This is a genomic window from Microcoleus sp. D2_18a_B4, assembly GCF_036702475.1.
GTDB lineage: Bacteria > Cyanobacteriota > Cyanobacteriia > Cyanobacteriales > Microcoleaceae > Microcoleus.
The window spans coordinates 1-23,667 of the sequence record NZ_JAUBTL010000086.1; the positions used below are offsets into that span (position 1 = coordinate 1).

A 23,667-nucleotide genomic window follows, 5' to 3' on the forward strand; every position below is an offset into this window, starting at 1 on the left:
GAACAGTGAACAGTGAACAGTGAACAGTGAACAGTGAACTCGGATTTACTATTCCGATGCTAACGGATTTGATATTATATCTACTTTCCAGCCCCTGCTTTAACTTCCGTCCAAGCTCGATCGTACAATGCAGTTGCTTTCCCGACATCCTGCAATAATTTCATTTTGTCAAACACCTCAGCCGGCGGGTAAATTTGAGGATTTTTCAAATCGTTCGGGGCGATTAAACCTCCATCGATTGCTGCTTTGTTGGGCGAGCCGAATTGGGTAAAATTGGAAATTTGGGCCCCTACTTCTGGCTGCAAAATAAAGTTAATAAATTTCTCCGCTAACTCTTTCTGGGGCGCATCTTTGGGAATAGCCATGTTGTCAGAAAAAATGATTGTTCCTTCTTTGGGAATAGCGTAACGGAGATTAGGATTTTCTTTCATCACTTGGAAAATATCGCCGCTCCATTCCATCGTCAGATTTACTTCTCCTTGATCCAGCAGATTTTGCCCGGTGTCGGGGACAAACGCTGCAATGATATTGTTACTTTTAATCAGCAAATCGCGGGCTTTGTTAATTTCTTCGGGATTGGTGGTATTTGGATCAAATCCTAAATACATTAAAACTCCTGCAAATGTGTATCTGGCATCGTCTTGCCACGCCACTTTTCCGGTATATTTTGGATCGAACATCGCCGCCCAACTGTTAATTTATCCCTGGATTGTTTTCGCGTTGTAGCCAATTCCCATCGTTCCCCACTGGTAGGGCAGCGAATATTTGTTCCCCGGGTCAAAAGCTTGATTTATAAACTTAGGTTCTAGGTTTTTTTGGTTGGGAATATTGTTTAAATTCAGCGGCTCAATTAGATTTTCTGCGATCATGATTTTCACCATGTAATCGGCCGGAAATATTAAGTCGTAACCGGGGTTTCCCTGTTTGAGTTTGGCATAGAGTGCGTCGCTGTTCTCGAAAGTGTCGTATTGAATTTTAACATTGTTCTCTTTCTCGAATTGGGCGATCGCTTCTGGGGCGATATAACTGGCATAATTGTAAATGCTGAGCACTTGTTGGTTGCCACCTGTGGGGCTACAGCCGAAAGCCACCGTTGCGCTCATCACAAACAAAAGTAGGAAAGTCAGCAGGCGTTTCATAGGTTGTGTTAGTTGCAGACCCAAATAATTATGACACAGAAAGCAATTTTTTTAACTTTTCTGAACTTTTAACGATGATACAACCAGCAACAATGAAGCCAACAACATCAAAGTTGAAATGGCATTAATCGCTGGCGTCACTGAAAATTTTATCAAGCCATAAACAAATAATGGCAGCGTCATCGAACCGACGCCGGTGGTAAAAAATGTCACGACAAAATCGTCTAGCGACAGAGTAAAAGCCAGCAGTGCCGCGCTAAAAATAGCGGGCCAAATCAGAGGGAGAGTGATGCGCCAAAAAGCCCGCCATTCGTTAGCGCCTAAGTCAAAAGCTGCTTGTTCTAATTGAGGATCGAGTTCCGCCAAACGCGCCCTGACAGTAATAGTCACAAAGGAAATATTAAAGACAATGTGACCGATAATTACGGTAGGTAAGCCGAGATTGAGGCGAATTCCCGTGAGATTTTCTACGATCCGAAATACTAGGGTAAAGAAAACTAGCAGCGAAATGCCGATCGTAATTTCGGGCATAATAATCGGCAAAAACAGTAAAGCTTCTACTGCTTTGCGCCCCGGAAAATAAAAGCGTTCCAGTGCTAACGCGAGCATTGTACCAAAAATTGTCGCTAACACAGTCGAAATAGCTGCAATTAGCAAGCTGTTGTTGAGTGCAGTCAAGATTCCGGCGCTGCTACTCGTAGCAATCGTCGCGCCTGCATTGCTAAACAAACTGCGGTACCAATCGAGGGTAAAGCCACGCCAAACGGCATTGAATCTGGAGGCGTTAAAGGAGTAAATAATTAAGATGAGAATTGGCAAGTAAAGAAAGGCAAATGCTAGTACAGCTTGTACCCAAAGCCACTTTTTGCCGATCGCCCGCACGAGTATATCTAGTTTAGTCATTAGTCAAAAATAGGTTCGCCTGTAGGGGCGGGTTTTACAGACAATCTGTGCCTAAGACCAATAATCTCATAAACCCGCCCCCACCCAACTGTAAATCTCAATCTACCTGTTTAAGTTTCGTCAGACAGGCGGAAGTAAATTAACACCGGAATCAATATGATTACCGTCAACAGCATAGAAAGCGCCGATCCAAAAGGCCAGTCGCGGGCTTTCATAAACTGATTTTGAATCAAATTTCCCACCATAACTGTTTTAGATCCGCCCAATATATCCGGTGTGATGAAAGCGCCGACTGCGGGAACAAAAACTAAAATAGATCCGGCAACAATACCGCGAGTTGTTAATGGTAAAAATACGCGCCAGAAAGTGCGAATATCATTTGCCCCTAAATCTTGAGCGGCTTCTACCAATGAAAAATTGAAGCGTTCTATGCTAGAATATAAAGGCAGAACCATGAAAGGTAAATAGCCGTAAATAAGACCGATCGCCACAGCGAAAGGCGTAAAAAGCAAATTTAACGGTTCGCTAATAATTTGCAGGCTTTGCAAGGCTGTGTTAACTACTCCTTCGCTACGCAAGAGTATGATCCAGGCGTAGGTTCTCACTAAAAAATTAGTCCAAAATGGAATAATTACCAGCAAAAGCAAAGCATTTCGCCAGCGAGGAGAACGGGTGGCGATGAAGAATGCCAGGGGATAGCCAACTAACAAGCAAGCGGCAGTTGTTAGAAAAGCCAGCCAGAGCGATCGCCCAATTACTCCTAAGAAAAGTCCACTGAACAAACGCTGGTAGTTGCTGAGAGTAAATATCCAAGTAACACCGCCGTAAGTACCGCGTTCTAAGAAACTGTACAACAGTACAATTAGCACGGGCAAAATGAAGAAAACGACCAGCCATGCGGTAGCGGGAAATAAGAGCAGCAACAGGTTAGTTTGCTGCCGGTTTTTGACACCCATTATTCACTCAAGCCAAATTTAGCACATAATCCCACACATTTTATATCAAATCCGCATTTTATGAATTATGTCATCATGAATAAATTATCAAGAGGTACGCAATGTCAGCAGAATCGTCAACCCCAAAAATAGTCGTCGTCGGTGCAGGATGGGCCGGTTTAGGCGCTACCTATCACCTAGCCCAGCAAGGCTATGATGTCACCCTGCTAGAAGCTGGCCCTTATCCGGGTGGCTTAGTTGCAGGGTGGAAAACCGCTGGCGGGCGTTCCGTAGAAGCTGGGATTCATGGCTTCTGGTATCCCTACAAAAATATCTTTTCCCTAGTCAAAGAATTAGGACTCGATCCCTTCACACCTTGGACTCGTTCTTGTCAGTATTCACCGGCGGGATTGGAAGTAGAATCGCCGATTTTTCAGGACGAACCGCGCCTTCCTACACCGTTAGGAACCTTTCTTTACACCAGATTTAAAAGGCTGCCATTAGTCGATCGGCTTTCCGCCTTACCCTTACTCTACGCCGTCCTAGATTTCGACAATTCCGACGAAGCTTGGCGCAGGTACGATCGCGTCACAGCCCGCGAACTATTCAAACAGTTTGGCGTTTCTGCAAGACTGTACCGCGATGCTTTTGAGCCTATGTTATTAGTAGGTTTATTTGCACCAGGAGAACAATGTTCTGCCGCCGCCGCTTTGGGAATGCTTTATTATTTCATATTAGCACACCAACCGGATTTTGATGTAGCTTGGTGTCGCGGAACAGTCGGAGAAAAAATATTTCGTCCCTGGGTCGATCGCCTGGAAAAACTCGGTGCAAAAGTATTGACAAAGCAGCGAGTTACTGATTTAACAGTGGACAGCAACAACCGAGCCACAGGCGTTGTTTGCGGCGAAGAAACCTTCGAGGCAGATGCAGTTATTTTTGCAGTTGGTGTCACGGGAATGCAAAAAATTATCAGCAGCAGCCCAGCTTTGCAAAGCCGCCAAGAGTTTCGGGACGCAATGAACTTGGGTGCAGTTGACGTGTTAGCTGTTCGCCTGTGGTTTGACAGAAAAATTGACATTCCCCTGCCTTCTAATGCCTGTTTTGGATTTAGTTCAACTACAGGTTGGACGTTTTTTGATTTGAATGCTTTGCACGACGAATTTCGAGACGAACCGGGAACAGTTGTCGAAGCTGACTTTTATCACGCAAATCAATTAATTCCCCTAAAAGATGAGGAAATAGTTTCCTTAGTTCAGCGGGATTTAGCGACTTGCATCCCCGCTTTTCGGGAGGCAAAAGTAATAGACAGCAGCGCGATTCGGCTGTCGCGGGCGGTGACGCATTTTGCCCCTGGCAGCTATCAGTATTTGTTGCCTGCAGTAACAAGTTATGATAATGTATTGATGAGCGGCGATTGGGTTGTGACCCGCCACGGTTCTTGGTCGCAGGAAAAAGCTTATGTTACTGGTTTGGAAGCGGCTAATTTGGTAATTTCGCGTTTCGGAATCGGAAACAAAGCGGCAATTATTCCCGTGGAAGCTGACGAACCGCACATTCAAATCGGGAGAAAGATTAATCAGTTTACTCGCAGTTTGACTAAAACTTTCATTCCCGATTTTTGGCTGCCATAAGAAGAAAGAAATTCGGCAACGCATTTAACAGATATCTTGCACAATTCTCAATTAGCCGTAGGGGCGGGTTCGCCAATAGCCTTAAAGCTTGCAAATAGGTTCTATAAACCCGCCCGACCCACGAAAAATCCTCTTATTGATATTGCTGCAAGATGCCAGATTTAACTGAGATGTTGCACCATTCTCAATAAGCTTTTTATGAACAGGCAAGATGCCTGTTCCACAAAGAGTGAATTTTCTTGTGGAACAGGCATCTTGCCTGTTCTTGAGAATGGTGCAAGATGTGAGATTTAACAGATGTCAGGAAGAAGGGGGATTCCCGTCTGGTTAGCTAAGAGGCCGATCGCACTAAAATGACTGTACAGTCGCACCCGCGGGCCACAGCTTCCGGGATGTTCCCGTGAATCACCTGCTTCAGCAGCCCTTCGCGGCTCGCTCCCAGGACGATCGCATCGCACTGATCGTTCTGAGCCAAATCAATTAAAGCATCAGAAACCGATTTAGCGCAAACCGAAGTCGCTATTATCGAACAGCTAACCCGGCGCTTGATAAACTCCGCCGCTTGCTTTAATTCTCCGCGATCGGGTTCTGCAACAGAAGGCTGATGAACCTGACACAATTTAATCTCCGGTACAGCACTCGCAGCCACCAAAGCAGGTAGCAGCCGCAAAGCCGCAGCTTGCTTGTAACTGCCGCGAATAGGCACCAACCAGCGGTGCAAACCCATCAGCGTATGCAGTCCCAATTCTGGCCCTGGAATGTCTGAATTCGATGGGGAAAGTTCAGTCTCTGGAGTCGCTGATGAATCTAAGGATATGGCCAATGCGGGATTATCTGCGCCGTCAACTTTTTCGGGATTTAACTCCCATTCTATAGACGCATATTTGCGCCCGCTGAAAGTGGCAGAAAACTCATTTTTCTTGCGTGTTGCTAATAGTTTTTCGCTCCACTTCACCAAAATAACCTCGCAGCCTGCTTGCCGAATTACGGTATCCACCACATCGCCAAAAATGCGTCCTTTTGTGGAAAATTCGCCTTGCCAGCCCATCAAAATTGAATCGATATGTCGCTCCTTTATTGTCTCCAAAATCGCGTTAGGCACGTCGTGAGCTACCCGTATTTGGGTGTGTACCGGCAAGTTCCAATTGCGAATAATTCGCTCGGCTTGTTGTAGCAGGCGGCGGCTTTTGGTTGTCCGCACTGCGCTTTCTGAGGGGGAACTGTTGCGCGGTACTATGATGATTTGCAGGCATTCTAATTCGTAATTGCGATCGCGCGCAATCGCCGCCGCCAGCCGCAGCAAAGCGGGTGCTGTTTGGGGGTTGGAAAGCGGCACTAATAACCGGCCGTTTCCGACTTGCGGAGCCCTGGTTTGATAGACAACATAGGAAGGTTCTGGATGCGGGCCCTGGGTTGTTTCTCCGCTGAGGCGATCGGATTCAACTCGGATAATGTCGCTGCGGGTAATAATTCCCACCAAACGCCGGCCTTCTATGACTGGCAAACGGCTGATATTGTAGTTGTTGAGCCTGTACAATACCTCGCTTAATGTGTCGCTTGCTTTGACTGCGATCGGCTGTACAGTCATAAATTCTTTAAGCAGCGAGTTGCCGGACAAATTGCGCTCGCTGGCATTTGCTAAATCGGTTTGACTGACAATTCCGACTAATTTACCATCTTCAACTACTGGAAATCCTCGGTGGTGCGATCGCGAAAAAGCCTGCATCACTTCATCGAAAGTCAGCAGACTCGAAAGAGTTTCAACTCGGCGCTGCATCACGTCATCTGCGTGCAAGTCGCTCAAAGTATTGCTGGCAGCTTTTGCCTGCGTCAGTTGAATGCCGTTAAACTCCAAAAGGTGATTGTACAGCGAGCCACTTTCTACCTTTTCTGCCATTAAATAAGCAACTACAGAACAGATCATCAAAGGCAGCACTAATTTGAAATCCGCCGTAATTTCAAAGACAATTACTACCGCAGTAATCGGCGCTCTAGTAACCGCGCAAAAAAACGCTCCCATTCCCGCTAAAGCGTAAGTTACTGGCGAACCAACGCCCAGGACATCTGCCTGCACAATGCCCACCATGTGACCGAGTGCAGAACCCATAACTAGGGAAGGGGAGAACAATCCTCCCGGAGCTCCAGAAGCAGCGGATATAATTGTTAGAAAAAAGTGTGCGATAAAAGCAATTAAACTCGTTATGCCACTTGCTTCCCCGGTCAGCAGAAACTCCCGCAAACCCGTATTATTGCGAAAAGTTTCTGGGAGAAAAGCTATTACTGAACCGCAAATAATACCAGCTAGAGCCACTCGCACGGGCAAAGCTAATTTGAGCGATCGCCTGTTAAATTGCAAGCTAGCAATAATCCCTTTAGTGAACAAAGCTCCCAGCAATCCCGCTAAAATTCCTAGCACTATGTAGAAGGGAATTTCCTGAGCCTCAAAACTGCTTTGGTACTCGCGAAGGTTCAAATTTAAACTATCACCGCCCAAAAGCTGCGATACAACTGCACCGATAAATGAAGCGATAATTGCAGTCCCTAAAGTCAATCCCGAAACGTCGTGCAGCAGTTCTTCAACTACAAACAAAACTCCTGCAATGGGAGCGTTAAAACCAGCAGCCAATCCTGCAGCAGCCCCGCAAGCAATCAATTGTCGGCGGTAGTCTGGGGAAGTAGGCATCAAGTGACCGATCCAGCCGGCCAAAGATGCTCCTATTTGCACAGTCGGGCCTTGCCTTCCTAAAGTTAAACCGGAACCAACTGCTAAAATAGTCGTCAGAAGTTTGGCGACAGCTACTCTCAAATCTAAGGAAAGATTGACTCCGCCGAGAGCAGCTTTGACGTGAGGAATGCCGCTGCCGGCAGTTTCGGGAGCAAAACGCTCAACCAAGAAACCTGTCAGCAACCCGCCGAATAAACCGACGCTGGGCAGTAATATCCAAGCTGGAATTACTGTCGAGGTAGCAACTCGCCAACTGCCGAGCCATCCGACTCCTGATTTGAGCAAAACCCCAGCGAGTCCTGAAATTAAACCGATCAGACAAGCTTCAAAAATAGCTAGGCGTTTGGGCCGTAAAAAAAGTTGAGATTTGATGACCCTGGAAGGTTCCCTAAATTGTTTAGGGATAGTAATGTACGGCATAAATAGCGTAGATGACCTGAGAATTGTCTGCTCGATCGCACTTTAGCAAAAAATCCTTCTATACTTACCTAAAATCTGGTGTAATTCCGATGCTACCGGATTTGATATCAATCTGCGATTTTTTTACCTTATAGCCTCCACCAGTGTTTTTAAATCCGGCACTTCTAAATCAGGCTGGCCCCTGGCCGGCAGTGTCGCCCCAAATCCTGTTTTTTCGTGTCTGCGATTTACCCAAATCTATCTCGTGACGTGACAGCAATTGTCTCAAGACTAGCAGTATTCCCCTTTCCCCATCTATCAGAATGCCATAGCAGTCAAAACTCACTCCTGAAAATTGATTAAATTCAAGCATATAGCGGTTCTCAAAAAAGTGAGGTATGCCCTATGCCCTATGCCCTATGCCCTATGCCCTATGCCCTATGCCCATGAGTACCTCATCTTTCTGAGAAAGGCTATAGTTCGCTCCGAGTTTAGGGTTGATATTCCGCAAAAATTTCAATTTTCCCCACAATGTTTTGATTAAATTGAGCCAATTCTTCTGCCGGAATCCAATATTCTTGGTGTATTGAACTGCCCACATTTTGAACTGGATATTTTTTTAAGAATTCTGCCGCCACCCGAAAGCGCGTGACATAGCCGAAATATCCCGATGCTGCATCTCTTGTATTCCAATCTCGCGCGATTTGTATGGCATAGGCTTTGTGAAGTACGGGATAAAAAATAGGCTGAAAGGATAAGCGTGGCGGAAATGCGAGAAAATCGCTTTCTTTAATCAGTTCCATTTCTTTTTTGCCGACGGCTCGGAACAGCGTTACTGTCTCTTGATCTGATATATTGATATTTTTAAACCAAGCTTTCCAACCGTCCCAATTGTGAACTATTTTCGCCAATTCAGCGTAACCGGCGGCGCGGGGATGGGAAACGTCATTTTCGGTAAGTTCTTTATGCCAAATTTCTGAGTTTTGCAGCGGGGTGCAAACATCTAAATAAGGCACATTTAACTCGTTGCAAACTTGGGAAAACTGTTCGGATAAGTTGGCAATCCGCTTTGTGCGATCGGCATCAATAACTGGCGGTGGCCCTACCATTAATACTGGAAATATTTCTTTGGCTGACGTGAGAATAGAGCGAGCATTTTCAATTGATTTTTCAACTTCTATGCGATTTTTTTCGTTTTCTAGGTAAGTGTCGTTGACGCCAAAGGAAAATACTATTCTGCCGTCGCCGTAGTGAGGTAAGCGGCAAGAAACTTCGTTGAACCAACGAGTTCCTATATCGGCACTGGTTTCTCCCCTTATTCCTAAATTGTAGTAGGTAATATCGTGTCCTTGTCCGCAAGCGGCCGCGCAAATCCGTCCTGTCCAACCGAGACATTTGGGATCGCAAGTACCGTTTACAAAAGAATCGCCGATAAAACAAATACGCATATTATGTGTGGGAATTGGGAATGGGGAATTGGGCATTGGGCATGGGGCATGGGGCATGGGGCATGGGGCATGGGGCCTGGGGCCTGGGGCCTGGGACCTGGGGCATTGGGAATTGGTTATTTTTAATTATAAAAACTACTAACAACTAATCACTAACCACTAACTACTAACTACTAACTATTACCGATTACCAATTACCCATGCCCGATGCCCAATGCCCGATGCCCGATTCCTTTAATTCTTGCCGATGACGGACAATCCCTCTACAATTAGAGACGGTGTTTGGCAAGAACCGTTCCACTCGGAGTCTCCTCCCAATTCTACTAATTGTTTGAGGACGTTGTAGACATTGCCAGCTACCATTGTGTCTTTGATTCTGCCGACTATTTGACCTTTTTTGACTCGGTAGCCGAGATCGACGTTAATTGAAAAATCGCCGGAAATTCCGGCACTGCCGCCAAGCATTTGATCGACTACAATTCCGTCGTCTAATTTAGCGATTAAATCTATTAGCGAAAGCGAACCTGGTTTAATCAAAACATTGAACAAACTCGGCGTGGGATAGCTGCCCAAACCCGGGCGAAATCCGTTGCCGGTGGTGCCGCTGCCCAAGGCTCGACCGGTGGTACGATCGGTATAAAATAGCTGCAACACTCCGCTGTTGATAAAGACGATCGCCCGCGTGGGAGTACCTTCGTCATCAAAAGGACAGCTATAGGGCCCGATATCCGGCTGCTGCGAGAGGGTGACAAGCGGCGATGTCACTTGTTGGCCTAATCGATCGCTCCAAGGCGAAGCGCCTTCGAGTACCTGTTTGCCGTTCAACGCCGCACAGACAGTCCCCCACAGCAAGTCGGCTGCTTTGGCTGTAAATAGCACCGCCACGCGGCCCGTGGCGGGGGCTACATTGTCTTTCGCCCATTCTAAACGCTGCAAAACCCGCTTGGCGCTGGTGTTTAAGTCCAGGGTGCCGCGTTCGGTTTCGCCTTCCCAAATGTTGAGGAAATCTTCTCCCCGCACTAATTCGGCTGATAAGTAACCGCTGAGGGTGGTGTCGGTGTGACTCGAATCCAAGCCTTTGGTGTTCACCAAGCGGGTGCTCTCGATTTCGCAGTCGAGTTCGGCGGTGCAGAGGCTTTCTGGATAGGCTTCGCGGACGATCGCGATCGCCTCTTTGCCCCAGTTTACTAGCTGTTCGGCCGGCACCGACACTCCGCGATCGGGATAAACAACTTTCTCACCGGTGCCAAGTTCGATGGTTTCCGGTTCGTTAAGTTGCGAAAGTGCGATCGCCCTATCCACCAAAATTTGCAGTTCCACAGGCCCGTAGGCCACCGCCAAACCCGGCCGCCCATCCCGCCACAGCCGCAGTGCAATGCCTTCTGCTTGGGCGGTTTCTAGCTGTTTGAGGCGGTTTGCTTCAAAAAAGACCGGCCGTGAGAGCGATTGCGATTCCAATACCTCAGCAGCTTCTGCACCTGCTTTGGTGGCTAGTTCTAACAGTTGTTCTGCTGATTGGTGATTGGTCATTGTTCTCGGTGGTTGGTAATTAGTCAGTTGGCAGTTGGCAGTTGGCAGTTGTCAGTTGGCAGTTGTCAGTTGGCAGTTGGCAGTTGGCAGTTGGCATTAGTCAGTAGTTATTAGTTATAGCCTTTCTCAGTAACATGAGATGTTCGTAGAGCATAGGCCTCGCGGGTCTTGGACTGAAAAGCATACCTCAATTATTTGAGAACCGCTATATGAGTTATTCGTTATTAGTCAATCTAGCTGTTAACGCTAGACTAAATAACGGTAGATTATTAACTCCTACTAACAACTAACAACTGACTACTAACAACTGACTACTAACAACTAACCACTAACAACTGACTACTAACAACTGACTGATGACTAATAACTAATGACTAAATAGTTAGTTCGTGCAGCAGCCAAAATCCTGCAAAAGATTCCGATTCGGGATTCGACTGAATTGCTAAGAAATGTACTTTTTTTGCTTGCTTTTTAGCGGCTTCAAATCCTTTCGCTTCTCTCTCAGTTGCTGCGTCTCTGAGATTAGCTAAAATCCAGCGATCGTTAGCTCCCGTATCTAACACCAGCCTAGCGGGTGGGCCGCTCTCAAATTTCAGGAAAGCCAACTCCAAGCCCGACATCCAACCTGCCAGGGCTGTTGCTCTCGACGAGTAGATAATTAGTCCCGGAATTTGCGTTTCTGGGGCGAGGCGTGTCATCGGCAGTCCGAAAGCTTCGCCAAATCCGATATCCCACTCGGACATTTCGTCAAAAGCTGCGATCGGCAAACTCACAAACGCCCATTTTTCACCGATTAAAGCATCGGGTAGCGCAACAGGCGTTTCGGGTATAAATTGAACACTGGGGTTCACAACCGGTTGATAGCCCGGTTCGGCGGGATAAACGTCTTGCATCCGTTCTTCCAGCCACAGGCTAAGGGCGAGGGTGCGGCGGCTGCAGGCGGCGGGAATGTCCAAGTCATCGCAGGCTTTGGTAATCATGTTCGCCATTTGGCGGCGGAAAAAGCGGATTTTTTCAGGTCGTTTCGGTGCTGCGGCGATCGCCTCTTTAATTGCACCCGCCAGCCACAGGGAATTTACGGTAGAACTGGAGCAGAATTGCGAGTAGCGAAACAGAGATTCGGCCTTGTCGCCTACATTCAGCGGGCTTTCGCAGATCAACACTTCCCATTTTTTTTTCTCTCGCTCGTCTATGATTGGACGGCTGTAAAAGTCGAGTTCCCAAATAGTAGCCATGCCGCGCTGTTAAAAATTAATCCTTTCTCATGTTACCGGACAGCGGGCAAGTTTCTGATTCTGACCATATAAGGCTGATTTTCAATCGCGGGCGATCGCACTTTCCCAAAGATTGCCACTTTCCCTTGCAGCTTCCAGTGTAATTTTTGGCAGCAGTGCACAACCGGACGCATTAGCAACTCTTCGGAGAACTGTCGCGGAGCAATCTCAACCCGCGATCGTTTGTTAAACTTGTGCAAGCCAGGGAAAACAAACAGTATAGCTTGATTCCATGAGACAAATCATTCTCGAAAAGATTGTTTCTACCTTACAACCTTTAGATTTTGTTCTCGCTTTGTGGCAAGGAGGTTCCGCAGCCCACGGATACACCGACGAGTGGTCAGACCTCGATATTGCGGTTGTGGTTGAAGATAACTGCGTGGAAGAAACATTTGATATTGTTGAAAAAGCCCTCGCAGAAATTGCTGAAATCGAACTCAAATATCGAGTTCCCGAACCCGCTTGGCACGGTCAATCGCAGTGCTTCTGGCGGCTGAAAGAAACCCCGCCCTTCTTGCTAATTGATTTCGCCGTTTTTCGGCGCAGCAGCCGCAACGATTTTCTGGAAATAGAGAGACACGGGAAAGTGCCGATCGCTTTTGACAAAGTTAATCTAATTGTACCGCATCCTTTGGATCGAAGCAAACATTTATCTACAATGCAGTCGAGATTCAACGAAATTAAAATCCGTTTTGATTTGCTGCAACCTCTGGTAAAAAAAGAGATTTATCGGGGACATTTAGTAGATGCGATCGGCAACTATCACAATTGGACGCTTCTACCCTTAGTCGAACTGTTGGGCATGATTTACCGTCCCCACAGATACGACTTTGAACTAAAATATTTTAGCCGAGATTTTCCGCGCGAAATAGTCGATCGCGTCGCACCGCTTTTCTGCCTCGCCAATCTTGAAGATTTGGCAGTAAAACAGCAAATAGCGGAGGCTTTTTTTGCCGAAAGTTTACCGCTTGCACAAGCTAATTTTTCCTCTGACAATGCCCTAAAACTACCGCCCTAGGCTCAAAGTTTCGTCCCGAAAGCGATTAATATAGTATTATCAACTTATATCTTGCACCATTGTCAATACTCCTTTTTTGAACAGGCTTTCCGGCCTGTCCCACAGGAAAATCTACTCTTTGTGGAACGGGCATCTTGCCCGTTCTTGAGAAAGATGCAAGATGTGATCTCAACTTTAAAGATTAACATCCCATGACAAAACTCAGCGTCAACATCAACAGAATTGCCCTCCTCAGAAACTCTCGAAACATCGGCATCCCCAGTGTTACCGAAGCCGCAAAAACAGTAATTGCTGCCGGAGCTCATGGCGTTACAGTCCACCCCCGCCCCGACGAAAGGCATATCAAAGCCGCCGATGTTTACGAATTAGCCAAAATGCTAACCGTTGAGTTCAACATAGAAGGAAATCCGTTTCAGCCGCCATTTATGGATATAGTTTGCGACGTAAAACCGGCTCAGTGTACCTTGGTGCCGGACGCTCCCGACGTGCTAACATCCGATAGCGGTTGGAATATTCCCGAAAATCGCGATCGGCTCTTACCAATCATTCAAAAATTAAAAGACAACGGCATCAGAGTCAGCTTGTTTATGGACGCAGATGCTGCTCTCATGCCGCTAGCAAAAGAAGTGGGAGCAGACAGGGTAGAACTGTATACGGAACCCTACGCAACTGCTTTTCGCGAAGGGAGAGTAGAATCTGTTTTTCAACAATATGTCTTAGCAGCTCAAGCAGCTCAATCAGCAGGTTTAGGGGTGAATGCCGGACATGATTTAAATTTGCAAAACTTAGCTAAATTTTGCTCGATTCCTGATATACTAGAAGTATCGATCGGTCATGCTTTAATTGCGGAAGCGCTAGAAATGGGGTTGTCCAACACAGTACAAGCTTATCTGCAAATCCTGGCAGGTTCGTAGTACAAATTAACCTCGTGTTGTAGGGCGGCTTGGGCAGTGATAAACTCGTTTTTTTCAGAGACAATAACTCAATCCGCCCTACCAAGATACAGTATCAAAATTTACGCAAAAAATGGTTTAACACGCTACAAATATGCTAATGTGGGGTTCGCAGCGCCCTAGATAATTAGGCGATCGTCAATCGATTTTAGATTTTAGATTAAAGATTAAAGATTAAAGAATTGAAGCATTGACCCCACGGATAAATTCGGGGGGCAAGTTTCATCGGATACAGGTTTTTTATTTCTCGACGGATGAATCACGTGGCGGGTATCCTGGATGCTTTCGGTAAAGAATGAAGTAACACTAGGGGCCGTAACCCCGTGGGGTGCTAGCCGTGTTCTAGTAGCAACGCTCCTCCCAGAGCCAAGACACCGCGTTTTTTGCGTGTGGGCATTTCTTTAGCAAGAACCTCGGAAAAAGCTTTAATTTTCCTAGACCAAATTACTAATATTCTGTGATGATATTATCCGTAAGGAGTATCATTAAAATGTCCCGACAAATTGAGGCTACTACTTAGCTCCCGCACTGCCAATTTGCTACCAGCAGGTTTTGTGCAAGTACGGGATATTTACGTGTATCCTATATCCTCCTGTAGCCTCTGTGCGATCGCCCGATTTAATCCGGTGAAAACAGGCAAACACAAGTAACCATATACAATTCCTTACCCCCCTCGGAAGTGCGACATGAAAAAACTAATTTTACTGACTGGAATGCTACTCATGATGACGGCAAAATCAGTATTTGCCAGCCCAGTAGCCCCCAAAATAGCACCGAGCGAGCTGATGGCTGCCTCGGAAATTACAGAAACCCTTAACAAACCCGTTACCTCTGAATCAGTTCCCAACCTCGAACCAATCAAGCGAATGTCAACCTCGGAAATCCGAGAAACCATCAACCAACCCACCACCTATATTTTTGAAGGCGTCAAAGGGCGAGAACTCACTCTCTCCCTGTGGGCGGGACAACTGACAGCCCAACTGTACAGTCCCAATGGTGAAAATATGGGGGTTATTGAAAAAGCAGACAATCAGTGGATTGGCCAGTTGCCAGAGTCCGGCATCTACCGCGTGCGAGTTACCCCGAAAGGTGAAACCACCAGCTTCGTACTCGGACGCGACTTTAACGCCAAGTGGACTTATAGGCCAGATCGCGCAATTCCCATAGCATTCAAGGAAAAACAAGCCACAATCAAACTCAAAATGTCCGGCTACCAAATCCAGCCCATCACGGTTCAAGGCCAGCAGGGACAGACAATTAGGGTGACAGCGAGCAACAAAAATCTAGATCTGGCGATCGAATCTCCGATGGGACAACTCCTGGATCAAGGCGAAGGTCAAACTTTTGCTCAACTACCGGAATCCGGCACTTACCGGGTAATCGTAGTTGCCAAGAGGCCGGTCAAGTCCTCAATCCGAGTTTCTGTGCAATAGCAAAGATTGCACAAATAGCTGGTAAAAGTATAGTCATTTATAGGCATGGGAGGCTTCAAGTCCCTCCCCCTTCACTTTTACTTTGAGCGGATTGACCCGCCTCGGCTGAACTACGCAGCTCCCTATCCCATTGCTGAACGCATTTGGGATTGCTTTTCTGAGGATGTTGTACGAACCGTTGACATCAGAATTAATTAATTGACCGGTCGATGTTTTGTACAAACCTCTTTTGATTCGCTTGCCAGTAAAAACGGGGTCTTTATCGGTTTTCCCGTAAACAGGTATTGAATCTAAGCCCAAGAAGCTGGCTCGCGAACTATAGGACTCTTCTTGTACGATTACTTCGATTCCAACTAATCGAGCTTTGTATTCTAACATCTCGATTAATCGAGCGTGAGGAATGCTGACAAAGTTTTGGTTAGTTTGCTTCCCTAGGTCGATCTCAGTTTTCCACTGTGTGTTTTTACCGATTACTAGCGTCCCAATCCGTTTTGCACTCAAAAGGTCAACAACTAGGCGACTGGCATGATGCAAGTAATTATCGACTTTTTGGTTGCGACAGCGAGTTAAGTGTCGAATGCGAGATGAGGTTTGGCGATTCCCTTTCAACTGGGATTGCAACTTGGCTTTGCGCTTGTTGTAGAACTGGTTGATAGATTTCAACGGTCGCCCGTTAACCAACAAAGGGACAAATCCCGGTTGATTTGAAGTTAGCGCCGCTAAATTATCCAGTCCTAAATCAATGCTAGCTACAAAGTTATTGTTGCTGACGGTAGACTCCGGTTTATCGTAAATTACCTCAATTACATAGCAATCGCATTTGGGAACTAATCTGACTTGGCAAATTCGATCGGGATCGACTTTAGTTTTAATTAAAAGTTCAGTACCGGAAAGTTTAATGATTCCCTTTTTTAACTGCTTGCTGCTAATAGCTTGAATTGTGTAGACGAGAATGTTTCGCCCTTTAGTCTTATCCTTGTATTTTGGCAATTTCGGGCGGGCATTGAATTTAGAGGAATCTGTTTTGTAAGCTTTAACTGCTTCAAAGAATGATTTCCAATTCTTGTCCAACACCATTAATATTTGTTGGCTAACCTTGGCTGGTAAAGCTTTGTAAGCTTCACAAGACTTCATTAAACGGTTCATTTCGTTGTAGCCGACATAGCCCCATCCATAAATAAAATGCTGACGAATGACGTAGTTGGCCGCGTTGTAGAGATTCTTGGATTTAAAAGCTAATTCATCAATTTGGGCGAAACGATGTTCCGTAGTTTTAATGATATGTCGCTCTGTTAGCTGCATTTAAGGCTTCCATTTTTTACATTGCGTGTATTCCACTCGACCGGGATGATAATAGCATACTACTATTGCTTATAAGTGCTTACAAACTCAACGAAGTTTTACAATACAGTCGGGCGATCGAATTTGCGCCACACAAAAAATAGCTCGCCCCATTGGCGAGCTGTTTTTTGTGTAACATCAACCTTGGATCAGGGCTTCAAAACGTTCTTGTTTCCAAATGCAGCTTAAATCCGAGTCAGCTAAAGCTAGCTCTCGGTATAAATTAGGGATAAACTCAACAGCCCGCTGCAAATTGTCAAGGGCCAAATCAGCAAATCCCAGTAGCGCATAACAGCAAGCTTTATTGTAAAAAGCGTTAGCAAAATCAGGATTTATTTCTAAGACTGTTTCGTAGCAAGCAATCGCCTCAGAGTAGCAGCCTTTTCGGGCCAATTCCACACCCCGGTTGTACCAAATCAAATAATCTTCAAAGGGACGCTCAGATGTGGGAGTAAACTTGCCATTTCTCTGATTTAAACCTACTAATTTCTCCAAAGCAACTCTCCGTTCGCCCACTGCTTCGGCTCTGCCCGGTTGTAGAGCGATCGATCGGCTAAAACTAGCCACTGCTTGTTTGTAAAGTCCCATAGAGTTCGCAGCTATACCGCGATTGTACCAAGCCTTCGCGTCATCAGGCTTAAACTCGATCGCCCGGTCAAAACTGTTGAGCGCCTGATAGTAAAGCTTGAGTTCCAACAGGGCATTACCTCGGTTGTACCATGCCCAAGCAGCCTCCGGGTACAAATTTAAAGAGCGATCGAAACTCAGAACCGCCTTGTGGTACAGCCCCATATCGATCAGCGTCAGTCCCCGGTTGTGCCAAATACTTGCCGCGCACGGACTGAACTCCAGAGCCCGGTCAAAACTGTTGAGAGCGTCCAACCAGCGGCCCAACTTTCCTAAAGCAATAGCCCGGTTGTGCCAGCCAAAGCTCGCATTCGGCTCCACCGCCAAGGCTTCATCAAAACTCTTCAGCGCCTCTAAGTGCCGTTCTAATTTCCCCAGAGCCATACCTCGGCCGAACCAAGCCTTATAATGATCTGATTGCAACTTCAAAGCTCTGTTAAAGTTCGCCAGGGCACCATGATCGTCGTTAGCTTCGAGGTGGCGCGAACCCAGATGGTAATACCAAGCCGCTTCCAAGTTTTGAATTAAGTTCATAATATTTTGTATCTATCTTAGGGATGATTCTACATGAAATCATACCTGGAGTAAAACTGTAATTCCACTAAAAATCTGAAAAATTTGATACAGGGCGATCGCCGGTACACAGAGCCAGTAACAACCTCAACAATTTGCGGTCGAAACTAACTATTTTCCTCTCGTAAAAAGCTCTGTTAGCTAACCGCACTCATCATTTTTTAGAGCTGCTGCGAATCTTAACTCTGCGTGAATCACGCAACTCTTACCGCATCCCGAATTAAGTTTGCAGTTACACAAAGAGTCCTAGGGCGCCCCAAGTCTAACTGCAAATCTGCTAGTGCTAATAGCTTCTACTTCTGCTTGCCCAATTCAAGCAACCACAACCGCTGTTTTAGCATTCTCACTCAACATCAACTGGCCTGTTGCATCAATACTAAAATCTTTCCCCAGCAGAAAACCCTTGCCCATCAAGCGCTGGCAAACAACCAGCGCAGTAATCCGGCGAATTTCTTCCATCACGTCAGCAGGAATCAAATAACTCAAACTCCAGATTACGGACTCGCAGTCATACCAAATCAAACGCTCAATACTGACAATCATCAAAGCAGCTACACTGTCAACAGACAGTCGCCCTCTGAGATCCGCAATCAAATCCTTACCAATTAAGCTATTGCGAGTCATCATCGCTCTAGCCATCTTCCCAATTTCTTGTTCGAGTTCTAAATGATTCATGCTTGGCACTGGCTTTTATGTTTTTAAAGCACTACTAAAAGTAAAAACAGTAGCCGCTACCAGGCTCTGCCCTAGCGTAGCTGACGCAGGCTCTACCGTAAGTCCTTTTAACAAAGTATACCTAAAGAGAGAGCCAAAATGTATCTAAAGGCAGATACCAAAATATTATTTTTTTGACATAAATTGGTAAACCAATCCCCACAAGAGTTTTTACGAGCCAATTGAGTATTTATACTTGCTAGGAGCCGGAGTAAAGTCGATCGATTTTAGATTTTAGATTTTAGATTTTAGATTGGTAAATTCGATACATACTTAATAAAGTAATTACTTCGGAGAAAAAACAGCAATGGCTGCAAACCAGGCAGACATCGATATTGCCCCCTTGATCGACTACGGCCTGATCGACCCCACCGCCACGCCAGAGCAAGTAGAACACTGTTGCCAACAAGCAGAGAGATTTGGCTTTGTCACAGTTTGCGTGTATCCCGCCTACGTCAGACAAGCAGTTGAGCTGCTGCACGGCAAACGTCCCAAAGTCTGTACAGTTATAGGTTTTCCCACCGGTGCTTCGACTTCAACGGTGAAAGTTTACGAAGCTCTAGAAGCAGCAGATAATGGAGCCGTAGAGTTAGATGTCTCCGTTAACTTAGGATTGTTGAAAGCTGGAAGAATCGACGAATTCCACCGGGAATTAGCCCAAATTTGCGAAGAAACTAATCTCACCATTAAAGCAATTATCGAAAGTTCGCTCCTTTCCGATGCCGAAATACAATTAGCGGCTGAGATTTGTATGGAAGCCGGTGCCGCCTACATCAAAACCAACACTGGCTTTTTTGGCCCGGCGAAAGTTGACGATGTGCGATTGCTGAAGGAAGTTACGAAGGGACGGATTGGGATTAAAGCGGCCGGCGGAATTCGTACTCATGAACAAGCTCTAGATTTGGTAGTAGCTGGGGCAACTCGTTTGGGGACTTCTCGTGGCCCGGAATTAATCCGCCAGCGCGATAATTTAGACAATCGTTGACATTTGACAGTTGACAGTTAACTGTTGGCTGTTGACTGTTGACTTGTATTAATTGGTCATTAATCTATTGTTTATCATCAATTGTTTAAACGAGTTAATAGGGAGAACTACCCACAACTACAAGTTTATCAATTAGCCGAAAAAATCTCAAACTAAATATGGTTTATTGTTGAAAATTGGGACTAATTTACGAGGTATACGATGGACTAACAAATCGTGACATCGGCTGATAATGTTGGTGCTAATATTAGCGAAGGACATGGACGCCATATTTGTCAAGATAATCAGCGTTTCGTAAAAATTACCAGAGGTTCATTCAACTAAAAAAGACACTGGTTAAGAATTGCCTATGATCGTAATCTTTTAAATCAAAAAAATAGCGATGGATTGCCTCCGTTATTGAAGGAAGTTTCACCCAAACTTAATGCCTATCTTAACTCACTAAAACAAAAAGCTAAAGGTTAACAGCCAACAGCCAACAGTTAACAGTTAACAGCCAACAGTCAACAGTCAACTAACAAATGATTAGAACTTACAAAGCAACTGGAATCAATCTTAAGAGTGCGCCGATCGGCGAATCCGATCGAGTGCTGACAATTTTGACGCGGGAATTCGGCTTAATTCGAGCCGTAGCACCGGGTGTTCGCAAACAACGATCGACCATTGGCGGAAGAAGCGAATTATTTGTTGTCAACGAATTGCTAATTGCCAAAGGCCGATCGCTCGACAAAATTACCCAAGCCAACACCGTAGAATCCCATCCGGGTTTGAGCCGCAACCTAGGGAAACTTGCAGCGGCGCAATATCTGGCAGAATTGGCGATCGCCAGCGCCCTTTCCGACGAACCCCAAGAAGAACTCTTTTGGTTGCTGGGCGAACATTTGAGCCGTTTGGAGCGTTTGTCCGATCGCACAGAAATCCAATCTGCCGCCGTGCTGATTGCTCACCTCACCCACGGCATTTTTCACTTGCTAGCCTTAGCCGGCCTCGCGCCCCAAGTCCAAGTCTGCTGCGCCACCAGACAGCCGCTTATCCCAAATTTCACCGATCCGAACTGGCAAACCGGGTTTAGTATACCCTCTGGGGGAACCTTTAGCTTGTCGGAGCTAGCTAACCTAGAGGCAGAACTCTCTTCAGAAACCGGTAGCTTGTCGAGATCCGCCTCCCGTTCCCGGCAAACGAATGGCAGCAAACACTTGACAAATTTCGAGATAAATGCTAAGGAATTAGCAGCGTTGCAACAGTTGGCTAGTCCAGAACTAGGAGAGGGGATTACCGATCGAACAGCTTGGGTATCAGTAGAAAATATTTTGCGGCAATATGCCCAGTATCATTTAGGTTGCACGATTCGATCGGGAAGCTCGATCGACACCTACCTAGAGAGTTTTGAGTTTTAAATTTTGACTGTTGAGTTAAATCGGTGAACGGGCGATCGAACATCGCACCCCCAGCCTGCCGGATACCCGAACCTGCCGGCCTTTTGAGGTAAATTCTCAAGGTTGTTGCGACATCAGATAATAGATAGAGAAAAAGTTACGAGATTATTAATAAACTTAGGGGTTAACCCCTCAATTTGAAATTCCCATCCCCCCAACCTCCACCATCCCAGGCGAGCTACCCCAAATCCTATGATGCGACTGTCCGATTCTGATTTGACAATATCTGTTTTAGCTGTGACCCACCACAAAATGGAAGAACGAGAAAATTTTCCTGATTTTCGCTCCGAGCCGGTCTTGGCCGATCGACAATGGAGCAACGTCCCAGACCCAGAAATGGATAAATACCCCACCACTCCAGCACCAGACTGGAACAACGGCAATAGCCCACACCCCGAAGCAATCCCCCCGGTTCCCACACCAGAGCCAGCAGCAGAACTCTCCGAAGCACTGGCAGAAATTCCCGAAAAACAAACGGGATTTCTGCCAGTGCTCAAAAACCCAAATTTTCTGGCATTGTGGAGCGGCCAAGTTTTTTCCCAACTAGCAGATAAAGTTTATCTCGTACTGACGATCGCCCTGGTGGCCAGCCGCTTTCAAGCGCCAGATCAAACCATCAGCCGGTGGGTATCGGCAATCATGATCGCCTTTACCATTCCCGCAGTGCTGTTCGGGGCCGCCGCAGGCGTGTATGTCGATCGCTGGTCGAAAAAAGCAGTGCTAGTCGCCACAAACCTGCTGCGGGGAGCCTTCGTTTTAACATTGCCCGTGCTGCTGTGGCTCTCTGACGGGTGGGAACTCGGTCAACTGCCACTCGGATTCTGCTTACTGCTGCTAGTGACATTCCTAGTTTCGACTCTAACTCAATTTTTCGCCCCAGCAGAACAGTCAGTGATTCCCCTAATTGTGGAACGCCGCCACCTGCTATCGGCAAACTCCCTCTACACCACAACCATGATGGGTTCGGTGATTATTGGCTTCGCAGTCGGAGAACCCTTACTAGCTTTAGCCGACACCCTATTTTCCAACCTCGGCGGCGGACTCGGCATCGGCAAAGAATTAGTAGTAGGCGGAAGTTACGCCTTCGCCGGAGTGCTGTTGCTGTCTATGAAAACAGGCGAAAAAAACGAAGTCGAACACGAACCGCCGCACCCCTTAGCAGATTTGCGAGATGGCCTGCGTTACATCAACGATCAACCGAAAGTTCGCAATGCTTTAATTCAACTAATTATTCTATTTTCCATTTTTGCAGCCTTGGCAGTTCTAGCGGTGCGGCTGGCAGAAATCCTCCCCGGTATGAAAGCATCACAATTTGGATTTTTGCTTGCTGCGGTGGGCGTGGGCATGGCTGCTGGGGCGGCGACAGTCGGCTATCTCGGCCATAAATTTTCTCACTCCCAACTGAGTTTAATCGGCTCGATCGGCATGGCATTTGCTCTGATGGGCCTTTCTGCATTTACACACCATTTGTGGCTCTCGGTGCTGTTCATTACTCTGTTGGGTTTATTTGCCTCATTGGTGGGAGTGCCGATGCAGACTACGATTCAAGCAGAAACCCCAGAAGAAATGCGCGGAAAAGTCTTCGGGCTGCAAAACAATGCGACTAATATCGCTTTGAGTTTACCGTTGGCTTTGGCCGGGGTAGCCGAAACATTTCTGGGTTTGCCGACAGTATTTTTGGGTTTAGCAGGATTAGCGATGGCTGGGGGTGTCTTAACCTGGTATATTTTCCGTAGCAGGGCGTTGCGGATTTACGGTATGAAAGACTAAATATGCAAATCATAGAAACCAGTATCTCCAAAGCTTCTGGATTTTCAAATTATTTTTTTCATACCCTGATTAAGCAACGCCAAGACTGTGCAAAGTTTTGCTCATTCAGTTGAATTCGCGTGCATTATCATTGGTAACAAGTTAAGCTAAGGAAGCATTTGTCAATCAGCAATTATGCTCAATATTTACTCGGATTTTGGGCATAAAACTGAGATTTGGGCGATCGAGGAATCATGCCTCCCATGATATTTATACCTACTCCCTCTCAAATCGTGAATTTTCCACTCCTAAAAAAGCAGTTATTTTGAGTAATATTACTGGTTGACAAATGCAATAAAACAGTTAGTGTGAGTAAAATTACTGATTGACAAATGCAATTAAGTCTTAAATTGTCACCAATGGTGCATTATTGGTACAGGCGAGACAAGACCAAAGTAACCACCCAGAAAAAAAGGTGAAAAGACTATGGCTGATAACTTTGCTAACCGAACTTTGCTCAGTGGCGCACCTGTGAGTACAACAGGGTCAAATATTGGATCCACCGGAGAAGTAGGTGAACCTACCCAAAGTGGAGTAACTAACTCGGAGTGGTGGTCTTGGACAGCACCCAGTACCGGGACCTTTGAGATTAACACCGTAAACAGTAATTTCGATACTTGGTTGTCGGTTTTCACTGGTTCTGCGGTTGATAACCTCACTCTGATTGACTTCGATGATCAGGGGGGAGGGAATAACACTAGCCTGCTTAGCCTCAATGCTACAGCCGGGACAACCTATCAAATTGCTGTTGATGGTTGGATGTCTAATACAGGTTCGATTCAACTTAATAT

18 protein-coding genes and 1 pseudogene are annotated in these 23,667 nt (G+C 46.2%); 9 read left to right on the top strand and 10 right to left on the bottom strand.

Annotation, left to right across the window (positions count from 1 at the left end; genetic code table 11):
- Window positions 1–80: 80 nt before the first annotated feature.
- From QUB04_RS29975 to QUB04_RS29985, 3 genes and pseudogenes are all read right to left on the bottom strand, one after another.
- A pseudogene (locus tag QUB04_RS29975) lies at window positions 81–1,139 on the bottom strand (ABC transporter substrate-binding protein).
- A gap of 51 nt (window positions 1,140–1,190) precedes the next feature.
- Window positions 1,191–2,042, bottom strand: a complete 852-nt coding sequence (locus QUB04_RS29980; RefSeq protein ID WP_333290189.1) for an ABC transporter permease — start codon at window positions 2,040–2,042, stop codon at window positions 1,191–1,193.
- A 110-nt stretch (window positions 2,043–2,152) separates the two neighbouring features.
- Window positions 2,153–2,998, bottom strand: coding sequence for an ABC transporter permease (locus QUB04_RS29985; RefSeq protein WP_333290191.1), 846 nt, complete (start codon window positions 2,996–2,998; stop codon window positions 2,153–2,155).
- A gap of 101 nt (window positions 2,999–3,099) precedes the next feature.
- Here QUB04_RS29985 and QUB04_RS29990 point away from each other — a divergent pair, with 101 nt between their 5' ends.
- On the top strand, window positions 3,100–4,611 hold the full coding sequence (locus QUB04_RS29990; RefSeq protein WP_333290193.1) for an FAD-dependent oxidoreductase: 1,512 nt from the start codon (window positions 3,100–3,102) through the stop codon (window positions 4,609–4,611).
- A 331-nt stretch (window positions 4,612–4,942) separates the two neighbouring features.
- Here the strand turns inward: QUB04_RS29990 and QUB04_RS29995 are convergent, their stop codons facing one another.
- The 4 genes from QUB04_RS29995 to QUB04_RS30010 all read right to left on the bottom strand — a co-directional run bounded on the left by QUB04_RS29995 (window position 4,943) and on the right by QUB04_RS30010 (window position 11,948).
- Window positions 4,943–7,756: a chloride channel protein gene (locus QUB04_RS29995; protein WP_333290195.1), complete on the bottom strand. Its 2,814-nt coding sequence runs from the start codon at window positions 7,754–7,756 to the stop codon at window positions 4,943–4,945.
- Window positions 7,757–8,226: 470 nt separating this feature from the next.
- Window positions 8,227–9,183: a GDSL-type esterase/lipase family protein gene (locus QUB04_RS30000; protein WP_333290198.1), complete on the bottom strand. Its 957-nt coding sequence runs from the start codon at window positions 9,181–9,183 to the stop codon at window positions 8,227–8,229.
- A 234-nt stretch (window positions 9,184–9,417) separates the two neighbouring features.
- Window positions 9,418–10,713, bottom strand: a complete 1,296-nt coding sequence (locus tag QUB04_RS30005) for a TldD/PmbA family protein (RefSeq protein WP_333290200.1) — start codon at window positions 10,711–10,713, stop codon at window positions 9,418–9,420.
- A 374-nt stretch (window positions 10,714–11,087) separates the two neighbouring features.
- Window positions 11,088–11,948 (bottom strand): Tab2/Atab2 family RNA-binding protein, encoded by an 861-nt coding sequence (locus tag QUB04_RS30010; protein ID WP_333290202.1) that lies wholly within the window; start codon window positions 11,946–11,948, stop codon window positions 11,088–11,090.
- 271 nt (window positions 11,949–12,219) lie between these two features.
- On the opposite strand from QUB04_RS30010, the gene QUB04_RS30015 reads away from it, so the two are divergent.
- The 3 genes from QUB04_RS30015 (at window position 12,220) to QUB04_RS30025 (ending at window position 15,391) form a co-directional block, all read left to right on the top strand.
- Complete coding sequence (locus QUB04_RS30015) at window positions 12,220–13,005, top strand: nucleotidyltransferase domain-containing protein (protein WP_333290204.1); 786 nt, start codon at window positions 12,220–12,222, stop codon at window positions 13,003–13,005.
- Window positions 13,006–13,196: 191 nt separating this feature from the next.
- Entirely contained in the window at window positions 13,197–13,919 is a 723-nt protein-coding gene (locus QUB04_RS30020; RefSeq protein ID WP_333290206.1) for a pyridoxine 5'-phosphate synthase, read from the top strand.
- Between the two features lie 725 nt (window positions 13,920–14,644).
- Window positions 14,645–15,391, top strand: a complete 747-nt coding sequence (locus QUB04_RS30025) for a hypothetical protein (RefSeq protein ID WP_333290209.1) — start codon at window positions 14,645–14,647, stop codon at window positions 15,389–15,391.
- Window positions 15,392–15,424: 33 nt separating this feature from the next.
- Here the strand turns inward: QUB04_RS30025 and QUB04_RS30030 are convergent, their stop codons facing one another.
- From QUB04_RS30030 to QUB04_RS30040, 3 genes are all read right to left on the bottom strand, one after another.
- Window positions 15,425–16,693, bottom strand: coding sequence for a transposase (locus tag QUB04_RS30030; protein WP_333290211.1), 1,269 nt, complete (start codon window positions 16,691–16,693; stop codon window positions 15,425–15,427).
- A gap of 177 nt (window positions 16,694–16,870) precedes the next feature.
- On the bottom strand, window positions 16,871–17,893 hold the full coding sequence (locus tag QUB04_RS30035) for a tetratricopeptide repeat protein (RefSeq protein WP_333290213.1): 1,023 nt from the start codon (window positions 17,891–17,893) through the stop codon (window positions 16,871–16,873).
- Window positions 17,894–18,244: 351 nt separating this feature from the next.
- Window positions 18,245–18,607, bottom strand: a complete 363-nt coding sequence (locus tag QUB04_RS30040; protein ID WP_333290215.1) for a hypothetical protein — start codon at window positions 18,605–18,607, stop codon at window positions 18,245–18,247.
- A gap of 346 nt (window positions 18,608–18,953) precedes the next feature.
- On the opposite strand from QUB04_RS30040, the gene deoC reads away from it, so the two are divergent.
- From deoC to QUB04_RS30065, 5 genes are all read left to right on the top strand, one after another.
- Window positions 18,954–19,631, top strand: coding sequence for a deoxyribose-phosphate aldolase (deoC, locus tag QUB04_RS30045; RefSeq protein WP_333290217.1), 678 nt, complete (start codon window positions 18,954–18,956; stop codon window positions 19,629–19,631).
- Window positions 19,632–19,847: 216 nt separating this feature from the next.
- On the top strand, window positions 19,848–19,955 hold the full coding sequence (locus tag QUB04_RS30050; protein ID WP_333290219.1) for a four helix bundle protein: 108 nt from the start codon (window positions 19,848–19,850) through the stop codon (window positions 19,953–19,955).
- A 197-nt stretch (window positions 19,956–20,152) separates the two neighbouring features.
- Window positions 20,153–21,028, top strand: coding sequence for a DNA repair protein RecO (recO, locus tag QUB04_RS30055; protein ID WP_333290221.1), 876 nt, complete (start codon window positions 20,153–20,155; stop codon window positions 21,026–21,028).
- Window positions 21,029–21,259: 231 nt separating this feature from the next.
- Window positions 21,260–22,837, top strand: coding sequence for an MFS transporter (locus tag QUB04_RS30060; protein WP_333290223.1), 1,578 nt, complete (start codon window positions 21,260–21,262; stop codon window positions 22,835–22,837).
- Window positions 22,838–23,302: 465 nt separating this feature from the next.
- Window positions 23,303–23,667: PPC domain-containing protein (locus QUB04_RS30065; protein WP_333290225.1), on the top strand; the 365-nt coding region annotated here is incomplete at its 3' end.